Annotated in this window: 24 protein-coding genes; 17 read left to right on the forward strand and 7 right to left on the reverse strand. The window is 68.0% G+C overall.

The window, feature by feature from the left end; genetic code table 11:
* Nucleotides 1-2 precede the first annotated feature (2 nt).
* A complete protein-coding gene (locus AKI39_RS11240) occupies nucleotides 3-3,218 on the reverse strand; it encodes an efflux RND transporter permease subunit (protein WP_066635692.1) in 3,216 nt (1,071 codons plus the stop codon).
* Nucleotides 3,219-3,630: 412 nt separating this feature from the next.
* Between AKI39_RS11240 and AKI39_RS11245 the strand changes: the two genes are divergently transcribed.
* Complete coding sequence (locus AKI39_RS11245; protein WP_066635700.1) at nucleotides 3,631-4,800, forward strand: alpha-hydroxy acid oxidase; 1,170 nt, start codon at nucleotides 3,631-3,633, stop codon at nucleotides 4,798-4,800.
* 19 nt (nucleotides 4,801-4,819) lie between these two features.
* On the opposite strand, the gene AKI39_RS11250 is transcribed toward AKI39_RS11245, so the two are convergent.
* Nucleotides 4,820-5,701, reverse strand: coding sequence for a LysR family transcriptional regulator (locus AKI39_RS11250; RefSeq protein ID WP_066642752.1), 882 nt, complete (start codon nucleotides 5,699-5,701; stop codon nucleotides 4,820-4,822).
* A 210-nt stretch (nucleotides 5,702-5,911) separates the two neighbouring features.
* Between AKI39_RS11250 and AKI39_RS11255 the strand changes: the two genes are divergently transcribed.
* The 3 genes from AKI39_RS11255 to AKI39_RS11265 all read left to right on the forward strand — a co-directional run bounded on the left by AKI39_RS11255 (nucleotide 5,912) and on the right by AKI39_RS11265 (nucleotide 9,863).
* Nucleotides 5,912-7,330 (forward strand): MmgE/PrpD family protein, encoded by a 1,419-nt coding sequence (locus AKI39_RS11255; protein ID WP_066635704.1) that lies wholly within the window; start codon nucleotides 5,912-5,914, stop codon nucleotides 7,328-7,330.
* A gap of 25 nt (nucleotides 7,331-7,355) precedes the next feature.
* Nucleotides 7,356-8,390 carry a tripartite tricarboxylate transporter substrate binding protein gene (locus AKI39_RS11260; RefSeq protein WP_066635707.1) on the forward strand — a complete coding sequence of 345 codons (1,035 nt, stop codon included), beginning with the start codon at nucleotides 7,356-7,358 and terminating at the stop codon, nucleotides 8,388-8,390.
* A 102-nt stretch (nucleotides 8,391-8,492) separates the two neighbouring features.
* Nucleotides 8,493-9,863, forward strand: coding sequence for an MmgE/PrpD family protein (locus tag AKI39_RS11265; protein ID WP_066635709.1), 1,371 nt, complete (start codon nucleotides 8,493-8,495; stop codon nucleotides 9,861-9,863).
* A gap of 31 nt (nucleotides 9,864-9,894) precedes the next feature.
* Here AKI39_RS11265 and AKI39_RS11270 read toward each other — a convergent pair whose 3' ends face one another.
* On the reverse strand, nucleotides 9,895-10,875 hold the full coding sequence (locus AKI39_RS11270; RefSeq protein WP_235610789.1) for a Bug family tripartite tricarboxylate transporter substrate binding protein: 981 nt from the start codon (nucleotides 10,873-10,875) through the stop codon (nucleotides 9,895-9,897).
* A 228-nt stretch (nucleotides 10,876-11,103) separates the two neighbouring features.
* Nucleotides 11,104-11,928, reverse strand: coding sequence for an IclR family transcriptional regulator (locus tag AKI39_RS11275; RefSeq protein WP_066635714.1), 825 nt, complete (start codon nucleotides 11,926-11,928; stop codon nucleotides 11,104-11,106).
* A 260-nt stretch (nucleotides 11,929-12,188) separates the two neighbouring features.
* Between AKI39_RS11275 and AKI39_RS11280 the strand changes: the two genes are divergently transcribed.
* From AKI39_RS11280 to AKI39_RS11315, 8 genes are read left to right on the forward strand one after another with little or no spacing between them, the layout of a single operon-like run.
* Nucleotides 12,189-13,094, forward strand: a complete 906-nt coding sequence (locus AKI39_RS11280) for an enoyl-CoA hydratase (protein WP_235610790.1) — start codon at nucleotides 12,189-12,191, stop codon at nucleotides 13,092-13,094.
* Between the two features lie 25 nt (nucleotides 13,095-13,119).
* Nucleotides 13,120-14,019, forward strand: a complete 900-nt coding sequence (locus tag AKI39_RS11285) for an SDR family oxidoreductase (protein ID WP_066635724.1) — start codon at nucleotides 13,120-13,122, stop codon at nucleotides 14,017-14,019.
* Between the two features lie 3 nt (nucleotides 14,020-14,022).
* Nucleotides 14,023-14,691, forward strand: a complete 669-nt coding sequence (locus AKI39_RS11290; RefSeq protein ID WP_066635727.1) for a 3-oxoacid CoA-transferase subunit A — start codon at nucleotides 14,023-14,025, stop codon at nucleotides 14,689-14,691.
* Entirely contained in the window at nucleotides 14,688-15,401 is a 714-nt protein-coding gene (locus tag AKI39_RS11295) for a 3-oxoacid CoA-transferase subunit B (protein WP_066635732.1), read from the forward strand. The genes AKI39_RS11290 and AKI39_RS11295 overlap by 4 nt, the downstream gene beginning before the upstream one ends.
* Nucleotides 15,402-15,403: 2 nt before the next feature.
* Nucleotides 15,404-16,390, forward strand: coding sequence for an NAD(P)H-dependent flavin oxidoreductase (locus AKI39_RS11300; protein ID WP_201258590.1), 987 nt, complete (start codon nucleotides 15,404-15,406; stop codon nucleotides 16,388-16,390).
* Between the two features lie 17 nt (nucleotides 16,391-16,407).
* Nucleotides 16,408-16,878 carry a MaoC family dehydratase gene (locus tag AKI39_RS11305; RefSeq protein ID WP_066635736.1) on the forward strand — a complete coding sequence of 157 codons (471 nt, stop codon included), beginning with the start codon at nucleotides 16,408-16,410 and terminating at the stop codon, nucleotides 16,876-16,878.
* A complete protein-coding gene (locus tag AKI39_RS11310) occupies nucleotides 16,875-17,276 on the forward strand; it encodes a Zn-ribbon domain-containing OB-fold protein (RefSeq protein ID WP_066635737.1) in 402 nt (133 codons plus the stop codon). The genes AKI39_RS11305 and AKI39_RS11310 overlap by 4 nt, the downstream gene beginning before the upstream one ends.
* The gene (locus AKI39_RS11315) at nucleotides 17,276-18,439 is read left to right on the forward strand and encodes a thiolase (RefSeq protein ID WP_066635745.1); all 1,164 of its coding nucleotides are present in this window, start codon (nucleotides 17,276-17,278) and stop codon (nucleotides 18,437-18,439) included. Before AKI39_RS11310 ends, AKI39_RS11315 begins: the two co-directional genes overlap by 1 nt.
* Nucleotides 18,440-18,454: 15 nt before the next feature.
* Here AKI39_RS11315 and AKI39_RS11320 read toward each other — a convergent pair whose 3' ends face one another.
* A complete protein-coding gene (locus AKI39_RS11320; RefSeq protein WP_066635748.1) occupies nucleotides 18,455-18,751 on the reverse strand; it encodes a SelT/SelW/SelH family protein in 297 nt (98 codons plus the stop codon).
* The gene (locus tag AKI39_RS11325; protein ID WP_066635751.1) at nucleotides 18,748-19,647 is read right to left on the reverse strand and encodes a LysR family transcriptional regulator; all 900 of its coding nucleotides are present in this window, start codon (nucleotides 19,645-19,647) and stop codon (nucleotides 18,748-18,750) included. The genes AKI39_RS11320 and AKI39_RS11325 overlap by 4 nt, the downstream gene beginning before the upstream one ends.
* Nucleotides 19,648-19,749: 102 nt before the next feature.
* Between AKI39_RS11325 and AKI39_RS11330 the strand changes: the two genes are divergently transcribed.
* Together AKI39_RS11330 and AKI39_RS11335 are read left to right on the forward strand one after the other, a co-directional pair.
* A complete protein-coding gene (locus tag AKI39_RS11330; RefSeq protein ID WP_066635754.1) occupies nucleotides 19,750-20,514 on the forward strand; it encodes a sulfite exporter TauE/SafE family protein in 765 nt (254 codons plus the stop codon).
* Between the two features lie 198 nt (nucleotides 20,515-20,712).
* The gene (locus tag AKI39_RS11335; protein ID WP_066635765.1) at nucleotides 20,713-22,194 is read left to right on the forward strand and encodes a bifunctional ADP-dependent NAD(P)H-hydrate dehydratase/NAD(P)H-hydrate epimerase; all 1,482 of its coding nucleotides are present in this window, start codon (nucleotides 20,713-20,715) and stop codon (nucleotides 22,192-22,194) included.
* A gap of 65 nt (nucleotides 22,195-22,259) precedes the next feature.
* On the opposite strand, the gene AKI39_RS11340 is transcribed toward AKI39_RS11335, so the two are convergent.
* Nucleotides 22,260-23,390 (reverse strand): alpha/beta fold hydrolase, encoded by a 1,131-nt coding sequence (locus AKI39_RS11340; protein ID WP_201258563.1) that lies wholly within the window; start codon nucleotides 23,388-23,390, stop codon nucleotides 22,260-22,262.
* A 234-nt stretch (nucleotides 23,391-23,624) separates the two neighbouring features.
* Here AKI39_RS11340 and modA point away from each other — a divergent pair, with 234 nt between their 5' ends.
* The 3 genes from modA (at nucleotide 23,625) to modC (ending at nucleotide 26,272) form a co-directional block, all read left to right on the forward strand.
* Nucleotides 23,625-24,380, forward strand: coding sequence for a molybdate ABC transporter substrate-binding protein (gene modA, locus AKI39_RS11345; protein ID WP_066635767.1), 756 nt, complete (start codon nucleotides 23,625-23,627; stop codon nucleotides 24,378-24,380).
* 12 nt (nucleotides 24,381-24,392) lie between these two features.
* On the forward strand, nucleotides 24,393-25,070 hold the full coding sequence (gene modB, locus AKI39_RS11350) for a molybdate ABC transporter permease subunit (RefSeq protein WP_066635770.1): 678 nt from the start codon (nucleotides 24,393-24,395) through the stop codon (nucleotides 25,068-25,070).
* Between the two features lie 92 nt (nucleotides 25,071-25,162).
* A complete protein-coding gene (gene modC, locus AKI39_RS11355; RefSeq protein ID WP_066642757.1) occupies nucleotides 25,163-26,272 on the forward strand; it encodes a molybdenum ABC transporter ATP-binding protein in 1,110 nt (369 codons plus the stop codon).
* Nucleotides 26,273-26,293 lie beyond the last annotated feature (21 nt).

Raw genomic sequence — 26,293 nt, forward strand, 5'->3', positions numbered from 1 at the left:
GCTCAAGTCTCCCGCCGCGCGGCATCGGACGCCAGCGGCGCGGTGGACGCGGCGCCGGCGGGCCCGGCCTTGCGGCGTCCCAGTCGATGATGTACGCCGGCAAAGACCACCGGGACGAAGAAAAGCGTGGATACCGTGGCGAACAGCAGCCCGCCGATCACGGCGCGCCCCAGCGGCGCATTCTGTTCGGCGCCTTCGCCCAGGCCCAGGGCCATGGGGATCATGCCGATGATCATGGCCAGGGCGGTCATCATCACGGGGCGCAGCCGCGTGGCCCCTGCCTCCAGCGCGGCCGACAGCACGGGCGCGCCTTCCTCGCGCCGCTGCCGCGCGAAGGACACCAGCAGGATGCTGTTGGCCGTGGCCACCCCCATGGTCATGATGGCGCCGGTCAAGGCAGGCACGCTCAGCGTCGTGCCGGTGATGAACAGCATCCAGGCGATGCCGGCCAGCGCGGCGGGCAGGGCGGAGATGATGATGAAGGCATCGATCCACGACTGGAAGTTCACCACGATCAGCAGATAGACCAGCACGATGGCCATCAGCAGCCCCACGCCCAGGCCGATGAAGGAACTCTGCATGGTCTCGACCTGGCCCAGGATCTGCACCTGGCTGCCGCGCGGCAGCTTCTGGCGTATCTCGTCGACCTGCCTGGAGACCTGCGACGCGACGCTGGCCAGGTCCTTGCCCTGCACGCTGACATAAACGTCGATGGCGGGCTGGATGTTGTAGCGCGACACCACGGCCGGCTGGCGCGCGGGTCGGATATCCACCAGGTTGCCCAGCAGCTGGGTGTTGCCGCCGGCGGCCGCGCCGGGTGCGCCCACCGGCAGGGCGAGCAGCTGGTCCATGCCGTCGATCTGGTATTGCGGCGCCTGCACCGCCACGCTGTAGACGATGCCGTTGCGCGGGTTCAGCCAGAAGGCGGGCGAAGTCTGCGTGCTGCCCGACAGGGCGATCAGCACGCTTTGGCCCACGTTGGCCGCGCTCAGCCCGACCTGCTGCAAGCGCGTGCGATCCATCACCATGTTCAGCGTGGGCAGGTCCAGGCGCTGGTGGATATGGGCGTCCACGGCCCCGGGGACACGGCGTATCGAACCGACCAGTTCGCCGGCCAGACGGGCGTTGGTGTCGACGTCGGCGCCGGTGAACTTGACGTTGATGGCGGCGGGCAGGCCGAAGTTCAGGATCTGCGTGACGATATCGGCCGGCTGGAAGAAGAATTCCAGGCCGGGAAAGCGCTTGGGCAGTTCGGCGCGCAGGCGCTCGATGTAATCCTCGGTGGGCGCGTGTCCGTCGCGCAGCGACATCAGGATCTCGCCATCCAGCGAACCGAAGGTGCCCGCGTTGCTGTACGACAGGTTGATGCCGCTGTTGGGCACGCCCAGGTTGTCCAGGATGGTTTCCAGGTCTCTCGGCGGGATCAACTGGCGGATATGGTTTTCCACTTCATCGGCCAGGCGCGCGGTTTCCTCGATGCGCGTTCCGGTGGGCATGCGCACGTGCAGGCGGATCTGGCCAGCGTCGACCGTGGGGAAGAAGTCGCGTCCCAGGAAGGGATAGAGCAGGCAGGACAGCAGGCAGAAGCCCAGGAACACCGAGGCGAACACCTTGCGGCGCGACAGCTGCGCCGATAGCACCAGGGTATAGGCGCGCCGCATGCGTTCGAAGCGCTGGTCGAAGGCCCGGTACAGGCGCTGCAGCGCGCTGGGCCGCGCGCTCGCGGCGGCGGTGCCGTGCTGGCGCATCAGCAGCATGACCAGCGTGGGCACCAGCGTGCGCGACAGGATGTAGGAGGCCAGCATGGCGAAGACCACGGCTTCGGCCAGCGGCACGAAGAGAAAGCGCGCCACGCCGGACAGGAAGAACATCGGCACGAAGACGATGCAGATGCAGATCGTGGATACGAAGGCCGCGACGCCGATCTCGTTGGCGCCGTCCAGGATGGCGGTGTTCAGCTCCTTGCCCAGGTGCATGTGCCGCTCGATGTTCTCGATGGTCACGATGGCCTGGTCGACCAGGATGCCCACCGACAGGGCCAGGCCGCCCAGCGTCATCAGGTTGAGCGTTTCGCCCAGCGCCTTCAGCGCCAGGATGGCAGCCAGGATGGACAGCGGGATCGTCAGGGCGATGATCAAGGTGCTGCGCCAGTTGCCCAGGAACAGCAGCACCATGGCGGCCGTCAGCAGGGCCGCGATCAGGGCCTCGATGATGACGCCCTTGACGGCCGCCTTCACGAACACCGACTGGTCGAACAGGGGCGTGAGCTTGATCTCCGGCGGCATGGTCGCCACCACGCTGGGCAGCAGGTCGCGCAGATTGGAGACAATGTCCAGCGTGGAGGCGCCGCCGTTCTTCAGCACCGACAGCAGCACGCCCCGCACCCCGTCCTGGCGGACGATATTGGTCTGCGGGTTGTAGCCGTCGCGGACGTAGGCGACGTCGCGGACATAGGTGGCAGCGCCGCCGGGCACGGCGCGCACCGGCAGGGTGTTCAGCCCGGCGATGGTCTCCGGCGAGCTGTTCATCCTGACGTTGTATTCGGTTTCGCCGAACTTGGCCGTGCCGGACGGCAGGATCAGGTTCTGGGCGTTGATGGCGTTGACGACGTCCGACGGGGACAGCCCGCGCGCCTGCAGCGCCTGCAAATCCAGGTCGACGGAAATGACGCGGTTCTTGCCGCCGTAGGGAAAGGGCACCGCCACGCCGGGAATGGTGATCAGGCGCGGACGCAGCGTATTGAGGGCGCTGTCGAAGAGGGCCTGCTCGGGCATCGTGGGGCTGGACAGCCCCAGCTGTATCACCGGGATGCTGGACGCCGAATACTTGATCACCAGCGGCGGCGTGATCCCGGGCGGCAATTGCCGAACCTGCGTCTGCTCGGCCGCCACGACTTGCGCGATGGCCGTCTGGATATTGGCCGTGGGCTGGAAGAAGATCTTGATGACGGTGATGCCGGCCAGCGATGTCGATTCGATGTGCTCGATATCGCTGACGGTCGTGGTCAGGCTGCGTTCGTTCTGGGCGGCGATGCGCTGGCCCATCTCCTGGGCGGACAGGCCGTTGTAGTTCCAGATGATGCTGATCACCGGAATGTTGATTTCCGGGAAGATATCCGTGGCCATGCGCATCAGCACGAACGGCGTGGCCAGGATGATCAGCAGCGCCATCACGATGAACGTGTAGGGGCGCCGCAACGCCAATTGCACTACCGACACGGCGGACCCCCGGACAAGAACGGATCGGACAACTGCAGCATCATGATGCGGGCACCCCTGCGGGGCATGAATGGACGGCGGGATGCGCGCGCGTGCCGTCCGGACGCCCGCGACGGGGCCGCGTTCGGGGAGGGAGCCGCTTGCGAGGCAAAAATAAGACTACGAAAAGTAACAGGTATTCTTAGGCATACCGCGGGAAAGCGCAAGGCGGATAAACGCGGGGTTTGCCCGCTGGTCCAGCGCCTGGACGGCCCTGGCCGGAGCGCGGACGAGGTCGGGCTTCATGCCGGTGCATCCGGCCTGCGGCGTCGCCGGCTGCTGCATTGCAAACGGCGCCCGCGGGAGCGTGGGTTAAGCTCACGGTCGCTGGACTTTCCTGAACTGCTGCTTACAAATACTGCCCTTATCGACCATGCCTTTGCCGTCACGCTCCTTCGTCGCCACTATTGAAGACCTGCGCAAGATCGCCGAAAAGCGGGTGCCCCGCATGTTCTACGACTACGCGGATTCGGGCTCATGGACTGAATCGACGTATCGCGCCAACGAGGCCGACCTGCAGAAAATCCGCTTCCGCCAGCGCGTGGCGCGCAATATGGAAAACCGCAATATCGCCACGACGATGGCCGGCATTCCCACCGCCATGCCGGTTGCGCTGGCGCCGACGGGCCTGACCGGCATGCAGCACGCGGACGGCGAGATCCTGGCGGCGCAGGCGGCGGAAGCCTTCGGGGTCCCGTTCACGCTGTCCACCATGAGCATCTGCTCCATCGAGGACGTGGCGCAGAACACCACCAAGCCGTTCTGGTTCCAGCTGTACATGCTGCGCGACCGCGATTTCATTGAACGCCTGATCGAGCGCGCCAAGGCCGCCAACTGCTCCGCCTTGATGCTCACGCTGGATCTGCAGATCCTGGGCCAGCGCCACAAGGACCTGCGCAACGGGCTGACGGCGCCGCCGCGCCTGACCTTGCGCAATATCCTGAACATGGCCGGCAAGCCCGCTTGGTGCTATCACATGCTCGGCACCCGCCGGCGGGGCTTCGGCAACATCGTGGGGCATGCCAAGGGCGTGGCCGACATGGCGTCGCTGTCGTCGTGGACGGCCGAGCAGTTTGATCCGCGCCTGAACTGGGGCGACGTGGAATGGATCAAGCGGCGCTGGGGCGGCAAGCTCATTCTGAAAGGCATCCTGGACGCGGAGGATGCGCGCCTGGCCGTCGATACGGGCGCCGACGCGCTGATCGTCAGCAACCACGGCGGACGCCAGCTGGACGGTGCGATGTCCTCGATCAGCATGCTGCCCGCCATCGTGGACGCGGTGGGGGGCAGGATGGAAGTCTGGATGGACAGCGGAATACGTTCCGGCCAGGACATCCTGCGCGCCGTGGCGCTGGGCGCGCGCGGCACCCTGATCGGCCGGCCCTTCCTGTATGGCCTGGGTGCGGGCGGGCGCGAAGGCGTAACCAAGGCCTTGCAGATCCTGGCCAATGAGCTGGATGTCACGATGGCGCTCTGCGGCCATCGGGATATCCATGACATCGACCGCGGCATCCTGATGCCGGGCACCTATCCGGCTCCATGAGCCCGGGTGCGGCCAGGCACTAGGACTGCAGGATGAAGTCGTACAGGCGCTGAGCGGCCGCGGAGAGAGCGCGGCCACGGCGCCTGATCAGCCCCAGGGTGCGTGAAATCGGCGGGTCCACCAAGGGCACGCTGACCAGCGTCGCGTGCCCCAGGTGCGGCATGCCCAGCTTGGGCACCACGCCCACGCCCACCCCGGCTTCGACCAGGCTGACCAGTGCGGGCACGTGCTGCACTTCGCAGAACCATCGCGGCAGCGCGGCCGTATTGGCCAGCGCCTGATCGATCAGCATGCGGTTGCCGCTGCCCTGCGCCACGGTGACGTAGTCGTGTCCGGCCAGTTCAGCCCAACGTACCTTGCGCCTGCGCGCCAGCGGATGCTCGCGCGAGCAGGCCAGCACGAAAGGGTCTTCGATCAAGGGTTCGAATTCCACGTCGGGTTCCTGCGTGCCGATATAGGTCAAGCCGAAATCGGCTTCGCTGCGCGCCACGGTGGTGAGGATTTCGGCGGAGGTTTCGTCGCGGATGCGCAGCCGGATGCGCGGATATTCGTCGTGATACGCCTTGATCACGCGGGGCAGGAAGAACGCCACCGCCGAGGGCACGCAGGCGATGGTGACTTCGCCGGACATGCGGTCGGCCAGATCGCGCGTGCCCAGGAGCGCGCTCTCCAGTTCATTGAGGACGTGGCGCGCCTTGTGCACGAATCCCCGGCCGGCGGTGGTCAATTCCAGGCGCCGCGTCGTGCGCTCGAACAGGCGCAGGCCCAGCGCGCCTTCCAGTTTTTCGATGCGGCGGCTGAGCGCCGATTGGGAAATGCAAAGGACTTCCGCCGCGGCGCGGAAACTGCCATGGTCGCTGGCGGCGACGAAGGCGCGCAGGTCTGCGAGGTCGAAATTCATCGGGACGAAGGACGAAGACATGTTGCGATGCGTCATTGAACGGCACGCGGATGCCATCCGCAGTGCAGCAAATGCCGTGATGCGTCTAACGCAAGAATCCTAAGAATATTTGCACTTTACACGATTGTCGACCTTCTTCATCCTTCGCGCATATTCAAAAAGTGCGCCGGCGCAATTCCGTCTCCGGCGCGACGAGGAAGGAGCAAAAGCATGACGACCCCCGGCGCCGCCGGCGCGCCCCCTTTGACCCGCTACGTCGCGGACTTCGTGGTGGGCACGCAGGAGAAGGACATCCCCCAGGAAGTCCAGCAATTAGGCAAGAAGGCCATCCTGGACGCGCTGGGCGTCGTATTGCCCGGCGCGATTTCGCAGCCGGGCAGGGTGCTGGCGGATTATCTGGCCGACCTGGGATGTCGTGGCGACGCCACGGTGCTGGGCACCGCGCTGAAGCTGTCGCCGCGCTTCGCGGCGCTGGCCAACGGCACGGCCATGCATGCCGACGACTACGACGACACGCTGCAGGCCGAAACGGGCCGCTTCCAGGGCGTGCACCCGACGGCGCCGGTGCTGTCGGCGGTGCTGGCCGCGGGCGAAGCGCGCGGCGCATCGGGCCGTGAGGTGCTGCTCGCCTACCAGGTCGGCGTGGAAGTAGCCTGCCGCCTGTTCGACGCCACGCACGTCAACCACATCCTGAACGGTTTCCATGCGACCGCAACCTGCGGCATGCTGGGCGCGGCCGCCGCCGTCGGGCGCCTGTACGGCATGGACGCCGACGGCATCGCGACCACGCTGGGCATTGCCGCCAGCCAGGCCGGCGGTTTGCAGGAAAACTTCGGCCGGTCGGTGAAGCCCTTTCACGCGGGGCGGTCGGCGGAAGTCGGCATCTTCGCCGCCGACCTGCAACAGCGCGACTTTACAGCGTCTCCCATCATCCTGGAAGCCAAGCGCGGCTTCTTCCAGGCCTTGGGCGGCGGCTACGAGGCGCCGCGCCTGATGGACAAGCTGGGGCGGCCGTGGTCCTTCGTCGACCGCGGCGTCTGGCTGAAGGCCTTCCCCACCGGCAGCCTGGGCCATCCGGCGATGACCAAGATGCTGGAGCTGGTCAAGCGCCATGACGTCCGCCCGCAGGACGTGGCCCGCGTACGCGTGAAGACCAGCCAGAACATCCACCACACCCTGCTGCATCATCGCCCGACCACCGAACTGCAGGCCAAGTTCAGCCTGGAGTTCTGCCTGGCGGCGCTGCTGCTGGAGCGCAAGTGCGGGCTGAACCAGTTCCACGACGAATACGTCATGCGGCCCGACGTGCAGGCCGCCATTGCCAAGGTCGAGTACACCACGTTCACGCCCGAAGAGGCCAAGCGCGAGAGCCACACGATCGTGACGTCGTACGTGGAAATCGAGATGAACGACGGCACGCGGTATGGCGAGCGTGTCGATGCCGGCAAGGGCAACAAGGCCAACCCCATGTCGGAGGACGAGGTGGCCGACAAATTCCGCGAATGCGCGGAATTCAGCCGGTGGCCCGCGGACAAGGCAGAGCGGGCGATCGCGCTGGTCCGCCGGCTGGAGGAGGTAAAGGACGTGCGCGAGATTACGCGCGAACTGGCCGCGGGGCCGGCCGCATAACACCTGGCAGGTGAAGGAGACCATCATGAATTTCGCAATCACCGCGGAAGGCGCGCTGCTGCGCCGTTCGCGTAACGGGCTGGCGCGCGCCGCCGCGGCCCTGTCGCTGCTGTGGGCCGGGCCGCTGGCCATGGCGCCGGCCCATGCGGCCGACGATGCCAAATGGCCCACGCGGCCGATCCGGCTGGTGCTGCCATTTCCGCCCGGCGGCGGCACCGACACCCTGGCACGCATCATGGCGCCCAAGCTGGGCGACCTGCTGGGCCAGCCCATCGTGGTCGACAACCGCGCCGGCGCGTCGGGCAATATCGCAACGGACATCGTCGCCAAGGCGGAGCCGGACGGCTACACGGTGCTGATGGGGTTCAATACGGCGCTGACCATGAACCCCTCGCTGTTTAAGAACCTGCCGTTCAACGTGCAGCGCGATTTCAAGCCGGTCACCATGCTGGCATCCGCGCAGTACGTGCTGGTGGTCAATCCCTCGCTGCCGGTGCATTCCGTGCAGGACCTGATCGCGCTGGCCAAGGCCAAGCCGGGACAGTTGAATTATTCGTCCAGCGGCCCGGGCAGTCCCCTGCACCTGGCCGGCGAGCTGTTCAAGGCACGCACCGGCACGGATATCGCGCACATACCCTACAAGGGTGGCGGCCCGGCCACCATCGGTCTGCTGGGCGGACAGGCGCAGCTGATGTTCGGCAGCGTGTCCGCCGTCATGCCCCACGTCAAGGAAGGCAAGCTGCGCGCCCTGGCCGTGACGGGGATGAAGCGCTCGGACGTGGCGCCCGAGCTTCCCACATTGGACCAATCCGGACTGCCCGGTTTCAACGTGACGTCCTGGTATGGCTTCCTGGTGCCGGCCAAGACGTCCGACGCCATCGTCGCCAAGTTGGAAGCCGCCGCGCACAAGGTCATCCAGCTGCCCGAAGTCCGCGACGCCATGGCCAAGCAGGGCCTGGAGCTGAGCATCGACACCCCGCAGGAGTTTGCCGAGACGATCAAGACCGAGACCGCCACCTGGGCGGACCTGATCCACAAGATGAATATCCACGCCGATTAAGGCGCGGCCGCGGCCAGCGGGACGACCCGCCAGGCCGCGGCCGGCTATCCATTGGGGCCGGCGCCATGCCGGCCTTTCATGTTTTTCCACACAGGACCCCGAATGAAGAACAACGAAGTCTCCCCGGTCATGCAGAAGCTGAGCCGGTATATCTCCGGTGCCGCCTCGCGCAAGGTGCCCGCCAAGGTGGCGGAGCGCGCCAAGCTGCACCTTGTCGATACGTTCGCCGCGATGATCTCCGGGTCGCGGCTGCTGCCGGGAAAGAAGGCCATCGAATACGTGAAACCGCTGGGCGGCCGCGAGGAAGCCGGCGTGATCGGCACGCGCATCGTGACCACCGTGCAGAACGCCGCCCTGGCCAACGGCATGTTCGGCCATGCCGACGAGACCGACGACACGCACCCGCCGTCGCTCACGCACCCGGGCACCAGCGTGCTGCCTTCGGCGCTGGCGATTGCCGAGCGCGGCCGCATGAGCGGCGAAAAGCTGCTGCGCGCCGTCGTGCTCGGCTATGACATCTGTGCCCGCATGCTGCTGACGCTCAAGCCCATGCCGTATCTGCGCTCCGGCCACCACGCGGGTGCGACGGGCCAGCTGTTCGGCGCGGCCGCGGCCGCGGGCACGCTGCTGGAACTGACGCCGCTGCAAGTGCGCTACATGCTCTCGTACACCGGCCAGCAGACCGCCGGCCTGTACACCATGTTCCGCGACCCCGAGCACATAGAAAAAGCCTATGCCATGGGCGGCATGCCCGCTCACAACGGCCTGCAGGCCGCGATGATGGCGGCGGCCGGATGGACGGGCGTGGAAGACATCTTCTCGGGCGAACGCGACTTCTTCCACACCTTCGCGCCCGAGAAGTTCGACCGCGAGGACCTGTCGCGCGATCTGGGCAAGACCTACGAGATGCTGCGCGCCTCGATCAAGCGCTGGCCGATCGGCGGCCCGATCCAGGGTCCCATGCACGTGCTGAACGACCTGATGGCCGAGCATGGCTTCGGCGCCAACGACGTGGAGAAGGTCGTTGCCAACATGCCGGACAAGGAGCTGGAAATCGTCAACAACCGGCCCATGCCGGATATCTCCGTGCAGCACCTGCTGGCCGTGATGCTGCTGGACCGCAAGCTGACCTTCAAGTCGGCGCACGATTTCGAGCGCATGAAGGATCCGAAGGTATTGAAGATGCGCGCGCGCGTGCACGCGGTGGGTGATCCCGCGCTGACCGACGTGCAGCGCCGCTGGCGCTGCGTCATGGAAGTGCACCTGAAGGACGGCCGCGTGTTGCATGGCCAGACCATGGCGGCCAAGGGCAGCTTCGAGAACCCGCTGACGCCGTCGGAGGAAAACGAAAAGGCCATGGACCTGCTGGCGCCCGTCCTGGGCAAGGCGCGTTCCGTCGAGCTGCTGGAGACCTTGTGGAATATCGACAAGGTGAAGGATGTGCGGACTCTGCGCAAGCTCTACATGAAGTAGGTTGGCGGGGCCCGCAGTCGGCCCCGACGCGTTATTCGGTCTTGATGCCCAGCCGATTGATGATGTCGGCGAAGCGCGTGATTTCCGATTGGTAGAAAGCCCGCAGCTGGTCCGGGGTCATGTATTCCGGATCGGCGCCTTGCGTGGCCAGGCTTTTCTTCACGTCGCCCTTGGCCAGCACGGCCCGGGTTGCCTGGTTCAGCTTGTCGATGACCGGCGCGGGCGTGCCGGCGCGGGTGAACAGCGCGTACCACTGGGCGAACTGCAGGTCCTTGTAGCCGGCTTCGCCCATAGTGGGCACATTGGGCAGCGAGCCGGAGCGGTGTGTGCTCGCGACCGCCAGGATCTTGATCTTGCCGGAAGCCAGCAGGGGCGCGGCCGAGGCCACGCCGACGAAGGCCATGGGGACCTGGCCGCCCATCGCATCGGCGACCGCCGGCGCATCGCCCTTGTACGGCACGTGCACCATGTCCAGGCCGGTGGCGGCCTTGAACGCCTCGCCGCACAGATGCCCGGTGCCGCCCACGCCGCTGCTGCCGAAGGCCAGCTTGCCAGGATGCGATTTGCCGTAGGCGATCAGCTCGGCGATGCTGTTGACGCCCAGCTTGGCGTTGACCGCCAGGACGATGGGCACCGACGCGACCATGCCCACCGGCGCGAAGTCGCCATTGGGGTCATACGGTAGCGCCTTGTACAAGGTGGGATTGGTGCCGTGGGTGGCGCTGTTTCCCATCAGCAGCGTATAGCCATCCGGGGCGGCCTTGGACACGAAGCCGGCGCCGACGATGCCGTTGGCGCCCGCCTTGTTTTCCACGACGATATTCGCCTTCATCACGCCGGCCATCTGCTGCGCCATCAGGCGCGTCAGGAAGTCGTTCGCGCCGCCGGCGGCATAGGGCGATATGTACTGGATCGGCCTGTCGGGGTAGTCCGCATGGGCGATGCCGGCGCAGGCCGCGAGCAGGAAAGCGGCGGCCAGGCGCGCCAGCCGGGTGGAAAGCAGTTGTCTCATGATCATCCTCCGCGCCATCGATGGCGGCTTTTCTTGTCAACACACGCATACCCGGCCGCGCAAGCGGCAAGGGGCATGAGAGAAAAGTCTACGGAGTTGCGGGGCGAATGGAGGCGCGGAGGGGCAACGGGTCGGGAAATTCGAGTCCACAACATGGACTTTCGCGCGGCTGGCCGGGAGTGCCTGGCGGTGCAAGGCGGCGGTGGACAGGGCATGCATCAGCCTGGGTCAGGGCTGCACGTCGCGCCCCCTATCCAACTGCTTGCGCAGCTCCGACTCGATGGATTCCACCGCGTCGCCCAGGCAGCGCACGACCATTTCCAGCCTGTCCTTTCCCAGCCGCGATGCCAGTGTCGATACGCTGATGCCGGCTGCCGGCGAGCCGTCCGGATAGCGGACTACCAGGCCCACGGAGTGCACGGGCGGTTCGTCCATCACCTTGTTGGTGGCATAGCCGCGCCGCCGCGTGGCGGCGATGCTGGCCCGCAACTGGGCTTCGGTGAAGCGCGGGTTCTTGCGCTGCGTGCGTTCGACGTTGATGCGGCAGATGCGCTGCACGTCGTCGTCGGGCAGCGCGCTCAGCAACGCCAGCCCGCCGGCCCCGACATTCAGCGGGCGATGGCGACCCACGTCGTGGACGAACATCTTGATGGGAAACGAGCCGTCCGCGCGCGCCACGCAAACGCCGTCGAAGCCGGATCGCACGGTCATGAACACCGTGTCGCCCGTGTGTTCGGCGACGGCTTCCAGGTAGGGATGGCAAATATCGCGCAAGGCCAGCTTGGGGGCGGCGGCCAGCCCCATTTCGTACATCAGCGAGCCGAGGTAATAGCGCTTGTTATGGCTGTCCTGGCGGATCAGCTGTTCGGCGATCATGCCCTGCAGGATGCGATGCGCGGTCGGGCGCTCCAGGCCCGCGCGCCGGTACAGGTCCACCAACCGGCTGCCGGTGCGGTTGTGCGCCGTGATCAGGCGCAGCAGCAGCACGGCGCGATGCAAGGTCTGCGTCCCGGCCGCCGCGCTGGCGGCGTGGGAGGGTATGGTCGGGCTCATCGAGTTGTCTCCGCTGTTCGCGCGATGGCGTGGCGGCGCTGCCTGTGCGCCGCGCGTCTTCTGGCGAGACGCTGCGCAGATTCTATATGTTGGACCTTCCGGGGGGAAGCCTGGCGCGGGGAAACGTCGCGCGGGCACGGAGGCGATCTCGATATGTGGACTTTTTATTGGCGCCGCGGGCTGCCGTCCGGCCCGCTCTTCCCCTAGGATATAAAAAAGCGGCCGCGTCAGCGGCAAGGCAAAGCGATGAAGGAGACGATGTGACTTATCCCGGAAGGCCCGGCGGGGACAGGCCGCCTGCGGCGACCGTTGCGGCCGCGACGACCACGGGCACCGCGACGACCACGACGACCGCGGCGGATACGGCCGACGCCGGCCTGCGGCAGGCGCGCGACGGCGGCGTGCTGGTGCTGACGCTGAACCGGCCCGAGCGCCGCAACGCACTCAGCCTGGCGCTGTACGAAGCGCTGCTGGGCGCGCTGCAAGCCGCCGGCGGCGATGCGGCCATCGGCGCCGTCGTGCTGACTGGAGCAGGGCCATCCTTCTGTGCGGGCGGCGACGTGTCGCGCATGGCCGGCGCCGCCGACGCGCCCGCGCCGCCCTTCGAGGAAAAAATGCGCGCCTTGCGCCGCCGCACGGGCATCTGCGAACTGCTGCACACCATGCCCAAGCCCACCATCGCCATGATGCGCGGCGCCGCCGTGGGCGCGGGGCTGAGCCTGGCCCTGGCCTGCGACCTGCGCTACGCCGACACGACGGCGCGGCTGCGGACGGGCTTCGTCAATGTAGGCCTGTCCGGCGATTTCGGCGGGCACTACTTCCTGCCGCGGCTGGTCGGCATGGCCAAGGCGCGCGAACTCTATCTGACATCCCCCATGCTGGATGCCGATGCGGCGCTGGCCATGGGACTGCTGAATGCCGTGTACGAAGCGGCGGTGCTGGAAGCGCAGGTGATGGCGATCGCGCGCCGCCTTGCGGATGGCCCGCGCACCGCCATCGCGCATATCAAGGGCAATCTGAACGACGCGCCGCACCTGACGCTGGGTGAAATGCTGGACCGCGAATGCTGGCGCCACGTGCGCTGCACGGAGACGGCGGACCACCGCGAGGCGGCGAAGGCGTTCGTGGAAAAACGGCCCCCCCGGTTCGGCGCCGGTCAGGGCTGACCAGAAAAATCCACAGGAGAGAGGAATGAGCAAGCTTTGCCAGGATCGGGTGGTCATCGTCACGGGAGCGGCGCGTGGCATCGGCCGGGAGTACGCGGTGCAGCTGGCCGCACACGGCGCGAAGGTGGTGGTCAACGACCTGGGCGTATCGCGCGACGGCATCGGCCAGGACCTGTCGGCGGCGCAGGCGGTCGTCGACGAGATCCGTGCCGCCGGGGGCGAGGCCATCGCCAACGGCGACGACGTATCCAGCTGGAACGGCGCGCGCCACATGATCGAAAGCACGGTCGCGCATTACGGCGCCTTGCATGCGCTGGTCAACAACGCCGGCATCCTGCGCGACCGTACGCTGGCGAACATGGAGGAAAGCGAGTGGGACGCCGTGATACAGGTGCACCTGAAGGGCAGCTTCGCGCCGGCGCACCATGCCGCGGCGTATTGGCGCGCCCTGCAGAAGGAAACGGGCGAGCCGGTCAACGCCCGCATCATCAATACGTCATCGGCCTCCGGCCTGTTCGGCAACATCGGGCAATGCAATTATGGGGCGGCCAAGGCGGGCATCGCCGCCTTCACCATCATCGCGGCGCGCGAGCTGAAGCGCTATGGCGTCACCGTCAACGCCATTTCTCCGCACGCGCAGACACGCATGACCGAAAGCCTGCGCGAACGCACGCCGGAGGAAATCGCCGCCCGCCATCCGCGCTGGATTGCACCGGCCGTGGTGTGGCTGGCCAGCGCGGACAGCGGCGAGGTGACCGGCCGGGTGTTCGAGGTGGGTGGCGGCTTCCTGGCCGCGCTGGAGGGCTGGCATCGAGGGCCGGAGGCCGAACCCGTGGACGACCCCGTGCGCATCGGCCCGGTGATGCGTGACCTGGCCCGGCGCGCGCGCCGCAATGCCGATATGAAGGGTAAGGACCTGGATTGAGCCATGATCGATAAACGCGTCAAACACATCGCCGACGCCGTGGCCGGCATCAAGGACGGCGACGTGCTGCTGGTGGGCGGCTTCGGTACGTCGGGCCGCCCCGCCGAATTGATGCACGGCGTGCTGGAATTGGGCGTGCGCGACCTGACCATCGTCGCCAACAACGCAACCATCGGGCAGGACGTTGTCGGCGACCTGATGCGCGCCGGCCGCATCCGCAAGATGGTCTGCTCGTTTCCGCGCGGTCTGCAGGGAAAGACCATATTCGACGAGCTCTACGCCGCCGGCAAGATCGAGCTGGAGCTCGTGCCCCAGGGCACGCTGGCCGAACGCATACGCGCCGGCGCGGCCGGCATCGGCGGCTTCTACACGCGCACGGGCGCCGGCACGCTGCTGGCCCGGGGCAAGGAAAGCCGCATCATCGACGGCCAGGAGTACGTGCTGGAAGCACCGCTGCGGGGCGATGTGGCCTTGATCAAGGCCTTGCGCGGCGATCGCTGGGGCAACCTGGTGTATCACCGGGGGGCGCGCATCAATAACCCCGTGATGGCCGGCGCGGCGCGGCTGGCGGTCGCACAGGTCAGCCAGATCGTCGAACTGGGCGCGCTGGACCCTGAGCACATCGTGACGCCCGCCAATTTCATCGACCGGCTCGTGGAGGTCGCGCAATGACGAAAGGACTTAGCCGCCAGGACATGGCGCGGGTGGCCGCGCAGGATATTCCGGAGGGCAGCTGCGTCAACCTGGGGATAGGCGTGCCGACGCTGATCGCCGACTACGTGCCCGCGGGGCGGGAACTGCTGCTGCATAGCGAGCAGGGCTTGCTGGGGTTGGGACCGGCCGCGGCACCGGGCCAGGAAGATCCCGACGTGCTGAATGCCGGCAAGCAGTTCGTCACGCTGTTGCCAGGCGCGTCGGTGTTCAGCCACAGCGATTCCTTCCTGATGGTACGGGGCGGGCATATCGACATCGCCTGCCTGGGCGCGTTCCAGGTCGCGGCGAACGGCGACCTGGCGAACTGGAGCACCGATGCCGAAGGCCAGATACCGGGCGTGGGCGGCGCGATGGACCTGGCCGCCGGCGCGGCTCGCGTGTGGGTGCTGATGGAGCACTGCCAGAAGTCCGGCGCGCCGCGCATCCTGGAGCGCTGTACGTATCCGTTGACCGCTGCCCGCTGCGTGGACCGGATCTATACCGACCTGGCCATGATCGACGTCACGCCCGCCGGCCTGCTCGTGCAGCGTATCGCCGATGGCGTGGATTTCCCGACCCTGCAGTCCCTGACGGCCGCGCCGCTGGCGCTCGGCCCGGACTGCCGGCCATACCGTCCGGCAACGGACGACCGCGCGGCAGCCCCGGCCGCCGCGCGACCAGGAGTCTGATGGTGCAAACCGCTATTACCCGATTGCTCGGCATCGAGCATCCCATCATCCAGGGCGGCATGCAGTGGGTCGCCCGCGCCGAGCTCGTCGCGGCCGTCTCCAATGCCGGCGCGCTGGGCGTGCTGACCGCGCTTACCCAGCCCACGCCGGAGGCGCTGCACCAGGAGATCGCGCGCGTGCGCGCCATGACCGACCGCCCGTTCGCGGTCAACCTGACCTTCCTGCCCACGCTCAAGCCGGTGCCTTATGACGCCTATCGGGACGCCATCATCGACGGTGGCGTCAAGATCGTCGAGACGGCGGGCAACAATCCCGCGGCCCATCTGCCGGCCCTGAAGGCGGCCGGCATCAAGGTCATCCACAAGTGCACGACGCCGCGCCACGCCTTGAAGGCTGAGCAGATCGGCGTCGATGCCGTCAGCATCGATGGATTCGAATGCGCCGGCCATGTCGGCGAGGAAGATATCCCCGCACTGATATTGATCCCGGCCACGGTGGCCAAGGTGGGGATACCGGTCATCGCATCCGGCGGCTTCGGCGACGCGCGCGGCCTGGTGGCGGCGCTGGCGCTGGGCGCGGAAGCGATCAACATGGGCACCCGCTTCATGTGCACGCGGGAATCGCCGGTGCACGAAAACATCAAGCGCACCATCGTCGCCAATACCGAAGCCGATACCTGCCTGATCCTGCGCAGCCTGCGCAACAGCAGCCGCGTGGCCCGCACGGCCCTGGCGCGCAGCGTGATCGAGATGGAAAAGGCCGGCGCCGGCATCGACCAGATCGGCCCCAAGGTCGCAGGCGCCAAGGGCCGGCGCGTGTATGAAGAAGGCGATGCGGAAGAGGGCATCTGGACCGTCGGCATGGTGCAGGGCCTGATCCATGACATCCCGACGTGCCAGGAGCTTGTGAGCCGCATCATGTCCGAGGCGGAATCGCTGGTGCGCGTACGCCTGCACGGCTTGATGGCGGCGGCGCCTGCCGCGGCCTGAACCAAGGAGACATCCCCATGCTGGAAGTGGATACCCCCTACGATCTCGAACCCTACGTCGGCAAGGCGCTGGGCACCAGCGACTGGCTGGAGATCGACCAGACGCGCATCGACGACTTCGCCCGGGTTTCCGGCGACGACAACTGGATACACGTCGACGTGGAGCGGGCCCGGCGCGAGCTGCCGGGCGGCAGGACGCTCGCCCATGGCATGCTCACGCTGTCGCTGATCACCTACCTGGGCCAGGGCATCTGCCGTGTGCGCCATCGGTCGCGCGGCATCAATTACGGCTCGAACAAGGTGCGCTTCACCGCGCCGGTGCAATGCGGCGCGCGCATCCGCCTGCATCGCACGCTGGAGCGCTACGAGCCCTTCGACGGCGGAGTGCGGCTAACCTACGGCAACCGCATCGAAATCGAGGGCAACGAGCGGCCCGCCATGGTGGCCGAGACGATGTCCCTGATGTACGTGAAGGAGACGCAGGCATGAGCACCAGCGCCCAAGCGCCCGAAGGCGGCGCGCTATCCCCCTACGCGGTCTATGTCGGTCACCTGAAGGCCGGCAGGTTGGCTTATCAATACAGCACGCTGGCCAACAAGCCGGTGTTCTTTCCGCGCGTGCTGTGCCCGTACACGGGGCAGGACTGCCTGGAATGGCGTATCAGCGCGGGCACGGGCACCGTGTACAGCACCTCGGTCGTGCATCCGCGCAAGGGCGAGCCCTATAACGTCGCCTTGATCGATTGCGACGAAGGTTTTCGCCTGATGAGCCGGGTCGAAGGCGTGCCGCCGATGGCCGTGGCCATCGGCATGCGGGTGCGCTTTCATGCGCACGCGGCCGACACGGACGACGACGATCCCTATCCTGTATTCAAGCCGGTGCACTGATGAAATCCCTTTCCGAACACCGCCGCGCCGCGATCGTTGGCGCGGCCGAATCCGACCTGGGCGAAGTGGGCCCGGGATTTTCCGCGCTGGACCTGATGGCGCAGGGCGTGCAGCGCGCACTCGGCGATTGCGGCCTGGCCTTGCGCGATGTCGACGGCTTGTTCTGCGCGACCACGCAAAGCCGCATGGCAGGCTTGGCCCTGGCCGAATACCTGGGACTGCCGGAAGCGTATATCGACTCCACGTCGACGGGCGGCTCGTCCTTCATGGGGCACCTGGCGCGCGCCGTGCAGGCGGTGGAGGCGGGCGTGTGCACGGTGGCGGTAATCGCGTATGGCAGCACGCAGCGCTCGCTGGGCCGCAAGAACACCAGCCCGCCCGAGCGCAACCCCTACGAGGCGCCGTTCAAGCCCTTCATGCCGTCCACCGCCTACGCGTTGGCCGCCGCGCGCCACATGCATGAGTTCGGCACGACGCGCGAACAGCTGGCGGAAGTCGCCGTGGCGGCGCGCGCCTGGGCGCTGCGCAATCCGCAGGCCTGGGAAAAACAGCCGCTGACGGTGCAGGAGGTGCTGTCCTCGCGGATGGTCAGCTATCCGTTGACGATACGCGACTGCTGCCTGGTCAGCGACGGCGGCGGCGCCATCGTGGTTACTTCCGCGGAACGCGCGCGCGGCCTGCGCAAGCCGCCCGTGTATTTACTGGGGTCCGGGCATGCCACCACGCACCTGAGCATTTCCAGCATGCCGGACCTGGTGCGGACCGGCGCGCGGCGGTCCGGCGAAATCGCCTATGCGCAGGCGGGACTGGGGATGTCGGATATCGACGTCGTCGGCGTGTATGACGCGTTCACCATCAACACCATCCTGTTCCTCGAAGACCTGGGATTCTGCGCCAAGGGCGAGGGCGGGGACTTCGTCAGCGGCAGCCGCATCGCGCCGGGGGGCAGCCTGCCGGTGAACACCAACGGCGGCGGCCTGTCGTATTGCCATCCGGGGATGTACGGCCTGTTCCTGCTGGTGGAGGCGGTGCGCCAACTGCGCGGGGAATGCGGCGATCGCCAAGTGGCCGGTGCCGAGGTCGCGCTGGCCCACGGCAACGGCGCGGTGCTGTCGTCGCAGTACACGGTCATCCTGGGCGGTGCGCACACCATCCAGCGTTGACGGGCCCTGGCGCGTTCAGGCGGAATGCTGGCGATCCACGTGGCCCAGGTCACGGCCCGGGTCGATGTGGTCGCGCACCAGCTGCTTGAGCGTCTTGGCATCCGGGAAGCCGCCCTGGGCCTTGCGGTCCCATAGCAGCGCGCCGTCGCAATGCACCTGGAAAATGCCGCCCGTGCCCGGCAGCAGGGCCACTTCGCCCAGGTCGGTGCCGAAGGTGGACAGCAGTTCCTGCGCCATCCAGGCCGCGCGCAGCAGCCACTGGCATTGCGTGCAATAGGTAATGGCGATGCGGGGCGGGGCGGTGGCGGTCATGTCGAGTCTCCGGCTTGCGGCTGCAGCGCCTGGATCAGCGCGCGCGTGTAATTGGGCAAGGCCTCCAGCGTGCGCGCGCACAGCATCAATTGGCGGTCGGCCCAGCGCTCGTCCAGTATAAGCAGGCGCGTGCCGCCGCGCCCGCTCCAGCGGCGCGCCGCCGATTCCGGCATGATGCCCAGGCCGGCGCCCTGCAGGACCAGCCGCGCCACCGCGTCGAAACCCTGCACGCGCACGCGCGCGCGCAAGGACCGGCCGATGCGCGCCGCCTGGTCGTCCAGGTAGGCGCCCAGCGCCGTGGAGGCGGGCAGGCCGACATGATCGTGGTCCAGGGTTTCGCTGTAGCGCACCCGCGTGCGGCGCGCCAGCGTGTGGCCGCGCGAGGCGAGCAGGACCAGCCGGTCGCGGCGAAAGGGGGTGGCGTACAGGCCGCTCAGGTCCACGGCATCCGAGACGATGCCCACGTCCGCCGTGCCTTCGCGCAGTTCCGGCAGGATGCGGTGGCTGGGCTGTTCCTGCAGGTCCACGTCGATATTCGGATGGGCGCGCAGGAAGGCGCCCAGCGGCTCGGGCAGGTGTTCGGTCACGGCGGCGGTATTGCACAACAGCCGTACGCGTCCCTTGAAGCCGCTGGCGTAGTCGCCCAGGTCTTCCTGCATGCGGTCCACATGCTGCAGCAGGCTGCGGGCATGATAGGCCAGGGCCTGGCCAGCCGCGGTGGGCTGCACGCCACGGCGCCCGCGGGTCAGCAAGGCCGTGCCCAGCGACGCTTCAAGGCCGCGCATGCGCGCGCTGGCCGAGGCCAGCGCAAGATGGCTGCGCGCCGCGCCGGCGGTGATGCTGCCGCTTTCCGTGGTGTTCAAGAACAGGCGCAGGTCCGTCAGGTCGAAATGCATGGAGGGGTTCCTGGTGCGCGGTTTTTGCCTATGGATATTCCGAAGGCACCCTAAGTGTAATACCGCTTTTCGCCGGTGCGCCGCGGGGGCATGATGCCGCCCATGGATACCTTGTTCGACTTCTACCGTGACGGCGGTACCGCCCTGATCGTCCTGGTTTTCGCCAGCTTCGGCGTCGCCGGCCTGGTCAAGGGCGTCATCGGCCTGGGCCTGCCCACCGTATCGATCGCCTTGCTCAGCGTGGCTATGGCGCCGCCGCAGGCTGCGGCGCTGCTCATCATCCCTTCCATGGTCACCAACGTCTGGCAGCTGGCGGCCGGCGGACGCTTCCTGTACCTGCTGCGCCGCTTGTGGACCATGCTGGCGGGCATCGCCATCGGAACCTGGCTGGCGGGCCTGTGGCTGGCAGGCCGGGAAACCGCCTGGGCCGGCCACGCACTGGGCGCCGCGCTGTTGATCTACGCCGCCATCGGGCTGAGCGCCGTGCGGCTGAACGTGCCCCTGCGCGTCCAGGGTTGGGCCGGCCCCGTGGTGGGCGCCACGACGGGCGCGATCACATCGGCCACCGGGGTGTTCGTGATTCCCGCCGTGCCGTACCTGCAGGCGCTGGGGCTGGACCGCAACGAACTGGTGCAAGCGATGGGGCTGGCGTTTACCGCATCCACCATTGCGCTGGCCGGGGACCTGATCCACGGCGGCCAGCTGGGCGGGCGGGAGGCATGGGCCTCGCTGTTGGCGCTGGTGCCGGCGCTGGCGGGAATGATGGCGGGACAATGGCTGCGTCATCGCGTCAGCGCGACGACGTTTCGCCGGATTCTCTTCATCGGTATCGGCGCGCTCGGCGTGCACCTGCTGCTGGCGGGATAAAGAGACGGCCGCCGGCGCCGGCCGGGAACCCAGATACGGCCGGCGTCGTCGTCGGCCGGGAACCGGAATGCCGCCGGCGAATCCGCACGAATCGCCTTGGACCAGGGCGAACCCTCACATCCGGACTTGTCGGCTGCGCTACAGTCTGCCTATCGCGGCATCGGACGCCGCGTCCCCGCATGGCAACGGAGGCCCCGGATGAACGACGACGATGCGTTGCTGACCCCACAGGAAATGGCCGCTGCCGACCAGGCGGCGGTGCTGGCCGGCCATTCCGGCGCCACACTGATGGAAAACGCCGGCGCGGCCGTGGCGCGGGCGGTGCGGGACCGCTGGGCGCCCCGGCCTGTCGCGGTATTGTGCGGTCCCGGCAATAACGGCGGCGACGGCTTTGTCGCCGCGCGCCATCTGGCGCTGGCCGGCTGGCCCGTCACCTTGGCCTTGCTGGGCAGCGTGGAAAGCTTGAAGGGCGACGCCGCGCACCATGCCGCGTTATGGCAGGGTGACGTGCTGCCTTTGGCGCCTTCCGTGCTGGAAGGCGCCGGGCTGGTGATCGACGCGGTTTTCGGTGCCGGTCTGGCCCGGCCGGTGGAGGGCGTGGCGGCCGCCACTCTGCGCGCCGCCATCGATCGCGGGCTGCCGATCTGCGCCGTCGACACGCCCAGCGGGGTGGACGGCCACTCGGGCGAGGTGCGCGGCATGGCCGCGCCCGCGGCCTGCACCGTGACCTTCTTCCGCAAAAAACCCGGGCACGTCTTGCTGCCGGGACGCGCCCTGTGCGGCGAACTGGTCGTCGCCGATATCGGCATTCCCGAATCGGTGCTCGGCACGATCAAGCCGCGCGCTCATGAGAACACGCCGGCCTCGTGGCTGCCGCGCTTGCCCTGGCCGCGCATCGACGCCCACAAGTACGCACGCGGCCATGTCGTCGTCATGGGTGGCGAAGTGATGACGGGCGCCGCGCGCCTGTCCGCGCTGGCGGCCGCGCGCATCGGCGCCGGCCTGGTCACGCTGGCGGCCCCGCGCGCGGCCTGGCCCGTGTATGCCGCCGCGCTGACCAGCATCATGGTCCAGCCCGTGACGGACGAACGATCGTTCGCCGACTTGCTGTCGGATACGCGCAAGAACGCCATCGCCATCGGGCCGGGTGCCGGCATCTCCGACGCGACGCGCGCCCACGTGCAGGCGGCGCTGGCCACCCGGCGCGCGGTCGTGCTGGATGCGGACGCGTTGACCGCCTTCACCGACAAATCCGCCACGCTGTTCCATGCGATACACGGGCCTTGCGTGCTCACCCCGCACGAAGGCGAATTCGGCCGCCTGTTCGATCGCGCGGGCGACAAGATGGCACGTGCCCGGCGCGCCGCCCAGCGCAGTGGGGCCGTGGTGCTGCTGAAGGGGGCCGATACGGTCATTGCCGCGCCCGACGGCCGGGTGGCCATCAATGCCAACGCGCCGCCCGACCTGGCGACGGGCGGCACCGGCGATGTGCTGACAGGGATGATCACGGGCTTGCTGGCGCAGGGCATGGACCCCTTCGATGCCGCGTGCGCGGCGGCCTGGATGCATGGAGCGGCCGCCGCCGCGCATGGTCCCGGCCTGATCGCGGAGGACCTGCCGGGCTTGATTCCACGGGTGTTGCGCGGCCTGAAGAACGACGGCCGTCCCGCCGCAAGCTGAGGCTCGCAGCCGCGTGTGCGGCCAGCCCTGAAGGTGGGACGATGCAGGCCGCCGGATCAGGCGCGCTAAGGTAGCTGCGCCTTGCCGCCGACATACGCCTGCCGGGCCTCGGGCCGCGGGGCAAGCGCCTGCGCGGCGGGGTAGTGCTGCTCCGCGCCGCTGGGCAGCGCGGCCACCATGGGCGCCCGCATCCATGAGGCGATATCGCGCCAGACGGTTTCGGCCTGCAGATCCCTCAGCAGCATGTGGTAGCCGTCCTTGTAGACCGCGACACGCGGCCGCGTATCGGCCGGCGTGCCTTCGATGCGCTTCAGCGTTTCGGCGACCACTTTGTCCGGCAGGATCTGTTCATGGCGGCCGAACAGCACCAGCAGCGGCACGTCGGCGGGAATGGCAGGCAGGGCGGTTTCGGCATTGCTCATCAGGTCGACCAGTCCTTTCAGGGCATCGATGCGCGTGCGCTTGATGACCAGCGGGTCCCTGCCCAGCGCGCGCAGCATGTCGATGTTGTCCGACGGCATGATCTTCAAGCCGCGTGGCGCTTCCACCTCCATGCCCGGCATCGTGTTGTAGCCGAGCCAGAGCGTGAGGCGATAGAAGGGGTTCATGACCTCCCGGCCCCACATCGCGGGCGCGGACAGGATGGCGCCCGCGACGCGGTGCGACAGCGGCGCTTCCGGCCCGAGCGGCACGCTCGCCAGCGCGGAGGCGACGACGGCGCCGCCCATGCTTTCGCCCAGCACATAGACCGGCAGCCCGGGATGCGCGGCCGCCACCGCGTCCACGGCTGCGTTCAGATCGGCGACCATGGTTGCGGTATCGGCCCATATGCCCGGGCGCGGCCCGGCGCCAAACCCGCGCTGGTCGTAGGCATACGTGACGATGCCCAGGCTGGCCCAATAGCGCGCCGCCTGGTCGAAGGCATTGGAGTAATCGTTCATGCCGTGCAGCGCGACGATGGCGGTCCATGGCGCCTGCAGGGGCTGCCAGGTGCGCAGCGGCAGTCGCGCGCCGTCTATCGAGACGAGCTTGTCGCCATCGATGGACGGGGTGGCGCGGGCAGGGCCCATGGGTTGATAGCACGTGGTGCATGCCGTCAGGGCCAGGACGCCCAGCACGCCGGCGCGCCGCAGGCAGGCGCGCGCCAGCAGACGGAAGCGGCGGGCCAGCGATTCAGGCAGGCGGAACATCGGCATGGTCGGGTACCAGGGGGGACGCGCACGGCGTGCTGGCTCGATTCTAAAAGAGGTTGCGGTCCTTGCCATCGTGCGATTTCCGCAATGAAGGCCGGATACGCCGCCGCGTGCAATCGGAAAGCACGCCGGCTGGGCAGGAAAATCGGACTGGCGCGCCGCCGTCGATCTGCGTACTATATCGCCCGTCGTATATGGCCAAGCATAACGGTGCATGGAACCGGGACAGGAGTCGTCATGAAATTGCCAGTCATCGCCGCGGTAGCCGCCGTGTTGGCGGCCGCCTGCGCCGCCAGCGCGTCGGCCGCCGACGTGCAGGTTGCGGTGGCAGCCAACTTCACGGCGCCCATGAAGGCGATCGCCGACGCCTTCCACGCGAAGACCGGCGATACCGTGGTGGCCGCCTATGGCGCGACCGGCCAGTTCTATGCCCAGATCAGGAACGGCGCGCCCTTCGAGGTCTTTCTGGCTGCGGACGACACCACGCCGGCCAGGCTGGAGCAGGAAAAAGCCGCCGTGCCCGGCACGCGTTTCACGTACGCCACCGGCGCGCTGGCCTTGTGGTCGGCCAAGGATGGCTACGTCGACAAGGAAGGCGAAGTATTGCGGCGCAATGCCTACGCGCATCTGTCCATCGCCAATCCCAAGGCGGCGCCCTATGGCCTGGCGGCGATACAGACCCTGGAAAAATTGGGGCTGATGGAGGCGGTGCGCCCCAAGATCGTCGAAGGCCAGAACATCGCCCAGGCGCAGCAGTTCGTCGCCAGCGGCAATGCCGAGCTCGGTTTCGTCGCCTTGTCCCAGGTGTACAAGGACGGCAAGCTCACCGGCGGATCCGCCTGGATCGTGCCCGCCTCTCTGCATGAGCCGATCCGCCAGGATGCGGTCATCCTGGCGCAGGGCAGGAACAATCCGGCGGCGCGCGCCTTCGTGGACTTCCTCCAGGGTCCGGACGCCGGACACATCATCCTTTCCTACGGCTATACCCGCTGATACGGAGCCCCGATGCTGAATGCCGAGGACGCGGCCGCGATCTGGCTGACGCTGAAACTGGCCGGACTGACCACGCTGCTGCTTCTGGTCATCGGTACGCCCATTGCGTGGTGGCTGGCCCGTACGTCCTCGCGTTGGCGCGGTGCCGTGAGCGCGGTCGTGGCGCTGCCGCTGGTGCTGCCGCCGACCGTCATCGGCTTCTATCTGCTGCTGGCGATGGGGCCGAACGGCTATGTCGGCAAGTTGACGCAGGCCATGGGCATCGGCACCTTGCCGTTCAGTTTCGCGGGCCTGGTGGTGGGGTCGCTGGTGTATTCGCTGCCTTTTGTCGTGCAGCCGCTGCACAACGCCTTCGGCGCCATCGGGCGCCTGCCGCTGGAGGCCGCCGCCACGCTGCGCGCCGGCCCCTGGGATCGCTTCATGACCGTGGCCCTGCCGCTGGCACGCCCCGGCTACCTGACCGCCGCCGTCCTGGGCTTCGCGCATACCGTCGGCGAGTTCGGCGTGGTGTTGATGATAGGCGGCAATATTCCCGGCCGCACGCGCGTCGTGTCGGTGCAGATCTATGACCACGTAGAGGCGCTGGAATATGCCCGCGCGCATGTCCTCGCTGCCGGCATGGTGGTGCTGTCCTTCCTGGTCCTGCTGCTGCTCTATGCCCGCCGCGGCGACCCCTGGGGCCGGGCGTGAGCGCGCCCGCGCGGCCGCCCGAAGGGCGCGCTCCCTCCCACGGGGAGGATGTCGCGCAGCGACAGGAGGGTACACCCATGAACACCAGGGACATGCCCACGCCGGATGCCGCGGGCGAGCCCACCATCCACGCCCGCTTCCGGCTGCGGCAGGGCAGCTTCGACCTGGATGTCGATCTGCGCCTGCCGGGCCGGGGCGTGACGGCGCTGTTCGGGCCGTCGGGGTGCGGCAAGACCAGCCTGCTGCGTTGCCTGGCCGGGTTGTCCGTCCCCGATCCCGGCTATCTGCGCGTCAACGGCCAGGTGTGGCAGGACAGTGCGCGCGCCCACGCGCTGCCCGCGCATCGGCGCGCGGTCGGCTATGTCTTCCAGGAAGCGAATCTCTTTCCCCATCTGGATGTGCGCGCCAACCTGCATTACGGCTACAAGCGCGTGGCGCCGGCAGCGCGGCGCGTACATCCGGCCGATGCCGCGGCGCTGCTGGGTATCGATCACCTGCTGGCGCGCATGCCGGGCGGCCTGTCCGGCGGCGAGCGCCAACGCATCGGCATCGCGCGGGCGCTGCTGACCAGTCCCAGCCTGCTGCTGATGGACGAGCCACTGGCCGCGCTGGACGACCGCCGCAAGCAGGAGATCCTGCCCTACCTGGAGCGGCTGCATGACGAGCTGGATATTCCCATGATCTACGTCAGCCATGCGGCGCAGGAACTCGCCCGGCTGGCGGATCATGTGGTCTTGATGGAGAACGGGCGGGCCGTGTCCAGCGGCCCGATCGCCGAAACGCTGGCCGACCTGGGCCTGCCGCCGGCACGCGGCGAGGAGGCTTCCGTCGTGGTGCGGGGCGTCGTCACGGGCCACGACGACGTCTATCGGCTGCTCTCGGTGGCGCTGCCGGACAGCACATCCACACTGCGCGTGGTCCACGCCGCCGTGCCGCCGGGCCATCCCATGCGCCTGGTGGTCAAGGCGCGCGACGTCAGCCTGGCGCTGAGCCGGCAGGATGACGGCAGCATGCTCAACGTGCTGCCGGTGCAGGTGCAGGGCAGCGTATCGGCCGACAACCCGGCCCACGTCATGGTGCGCCTGGACGCCGACGGGACGCCCTTGCTGGCGCGCATCACGCGCTACTCGCACGACCGGCTGGAGGTCCGGCCTGGCAAGCGGCTGTGGGCGCAGATCAAATCGGTGTCGCTGCTGTCGTGAAAACGGCCATGCGTCGCCAGC

Source organism: Bordetella sp. H567 (assembly GCF_001704295.1).
Taxonomy (GTDB): domain Bacteria; phylum Pseudomonadota; class Gammaproteobacteria; order Burkholderiales; family Burkholderiaceae_B; genus Bordetella_C.

Excerpts from the sequence above, each read along its gene's own strand:
- AKI39_RS11245 (WP_066635700.1), top strand. The coding sequence starts at position 3,631 with ATGCCTTTGCCGTCACGCTCCTTCGTCGCCACTATTGAAGACCTGCGC.
- AKI39_RS11250 (WP_066642752.1), bottom strand. The coding sequence starts at position 5,701 with ATGAATTTCGACCTCGCAGACCTGCGCGCCTTCGTCGCCGCCAGCGAC.
- AKI39_RS11255 (WP_066635704.1), top strand. The coding sequence starts at position 5,912 with ATGACGACCCCCGGCGCCGCCGGCGCGCCCCCTTTGACCCGCTACGTC.
- AKI39_RS11260 (WP_066635707.1), top strand. The coding sequence starts at position 7,356 with ATGAATTTCGCAATCACCGCGGAAGGCGCGCTGCTGCGCCGTTCGCGT.
- AKI39_RS11265 (WP_066635709.1), top strand. The coding sequence starts at position 8,493 with ATGAAGAACAACGAAGTCTCCCCGGTCATGCAGAAGCTGAGCCGGTAT.
- AKI39_RS11270 (WP_235610789.1), bottom strand. The coding sequence starts at position 10,875 with ATGAGACAACTGCTTTCCACCCGGCTGGCGCGCCTGGCCGCCGCTTTC.
- AKI39_RS11275 (WP_066635714.1), bottom strand. The coding sequence starts at position 11,928 with ATGAGCCCGACCATACCCTCCCACGCCGCCAGCGCGGCGGCCGGGACG.
- AKI39_RS11285 (WP_066635724.1), top strand. The coding sequence starts at position 13,120 with ATGAGCAAGCTTTGCCAGGATCGGGTGGTCATCGTCACGGGAGCGGCG.
- AKI39_RS11290 (WP_066635727.1), top strand. The coding sequence starts at position 14,023 with ATGATCGATAAACGCGTCAAACACATCGCCGACGCCGTGGCCGGCATC.
- AKI39_RS11295 (WP_066635732.1), top strand. The coding sequence starts at position 14,688 with ATGACGAAAGGACTTAGCCGCCAGGACATGGCGCGGGTGGCCGCGCAG.
- AKI39_RS11305 (WP_066635736.1), top strand. The coding sequence starts at position 16,408 with ATGCTGGAAGTGGATACCCCCTACGATCTCGAACCCTACGTCGGCAAG.
- AKI39_RS11310 (WP_066635737.1), top strand. The coding sequence starts at position 16,875 with ATGAGCACCAGCGCCCAAGCGCCCGAAGGCGGCGCGCTATCCCCCTAC.
- AKI39_RS11315 (WP_066635745.1), top strand. The coding sequence starts at position 17,276 with ATGAAATCCCTTTCCGAACACCGCCGCGCCGCGATCGTTGGCGCGGCC.
- AKI39_RS11320 (WP_066635748.1), bottom strand. The coding sequence starts at position 18,751 with ATGACCGCCACCGCCCCGCCCCGCATCGCCATTACCTATTGCACGCAA.
- AKI39_RS11325 (WP_066635751.1), bottom strand. The coding sequence starts at position 19,647 with ATGCATTTCGACCTGACGGACCTGCGCCTGTTCTTGAACACCACGGAA.
- AKI39_RS11330 (WP_066635754.1), top strand. The coding sequence starts at position 19,750 with ATGGATACCTTGTTCGACTTCTACCGTGACGGCGGTACCGCCCTGATC.
- AKI39_RS11335 (WP_066635765.1), top strand. The coding sequence starts at position 20,713 with ATGAACGACGACGATGCGTTGCTGACCCCACAGGAAATGGCCGCTGCC.
- AKI39_RS11340 (WP_201258563.1), bottom strand. The coding sequence starts at position 23,390 with ATGCCGATGTTCCGCCTGCCTGAATCGCTGGCCCGCCGCTTCCGTCTG.
- modA (WP_066635767.1), top strand. The coding sequence starts at position 23,625 with ATGAAATTGCCAGTCATCGCCGCGGTAGCCGCCGTGTTGGCGGCCGCC.
- modB (WP_066635770.1), top strand. The coding sequence starts at position 24,393 with ATGCTGAATGCCGAGGACGCGGCCGCGATCTGGCTGACGCTGAAACTG.
- modC (WP_066642757.1), top strand. The coding sequence starts at position 25,163 with ATGCCCACGCCGGATGCCGCGGGCGAGCCCACCATCCACGCCCGCTTC.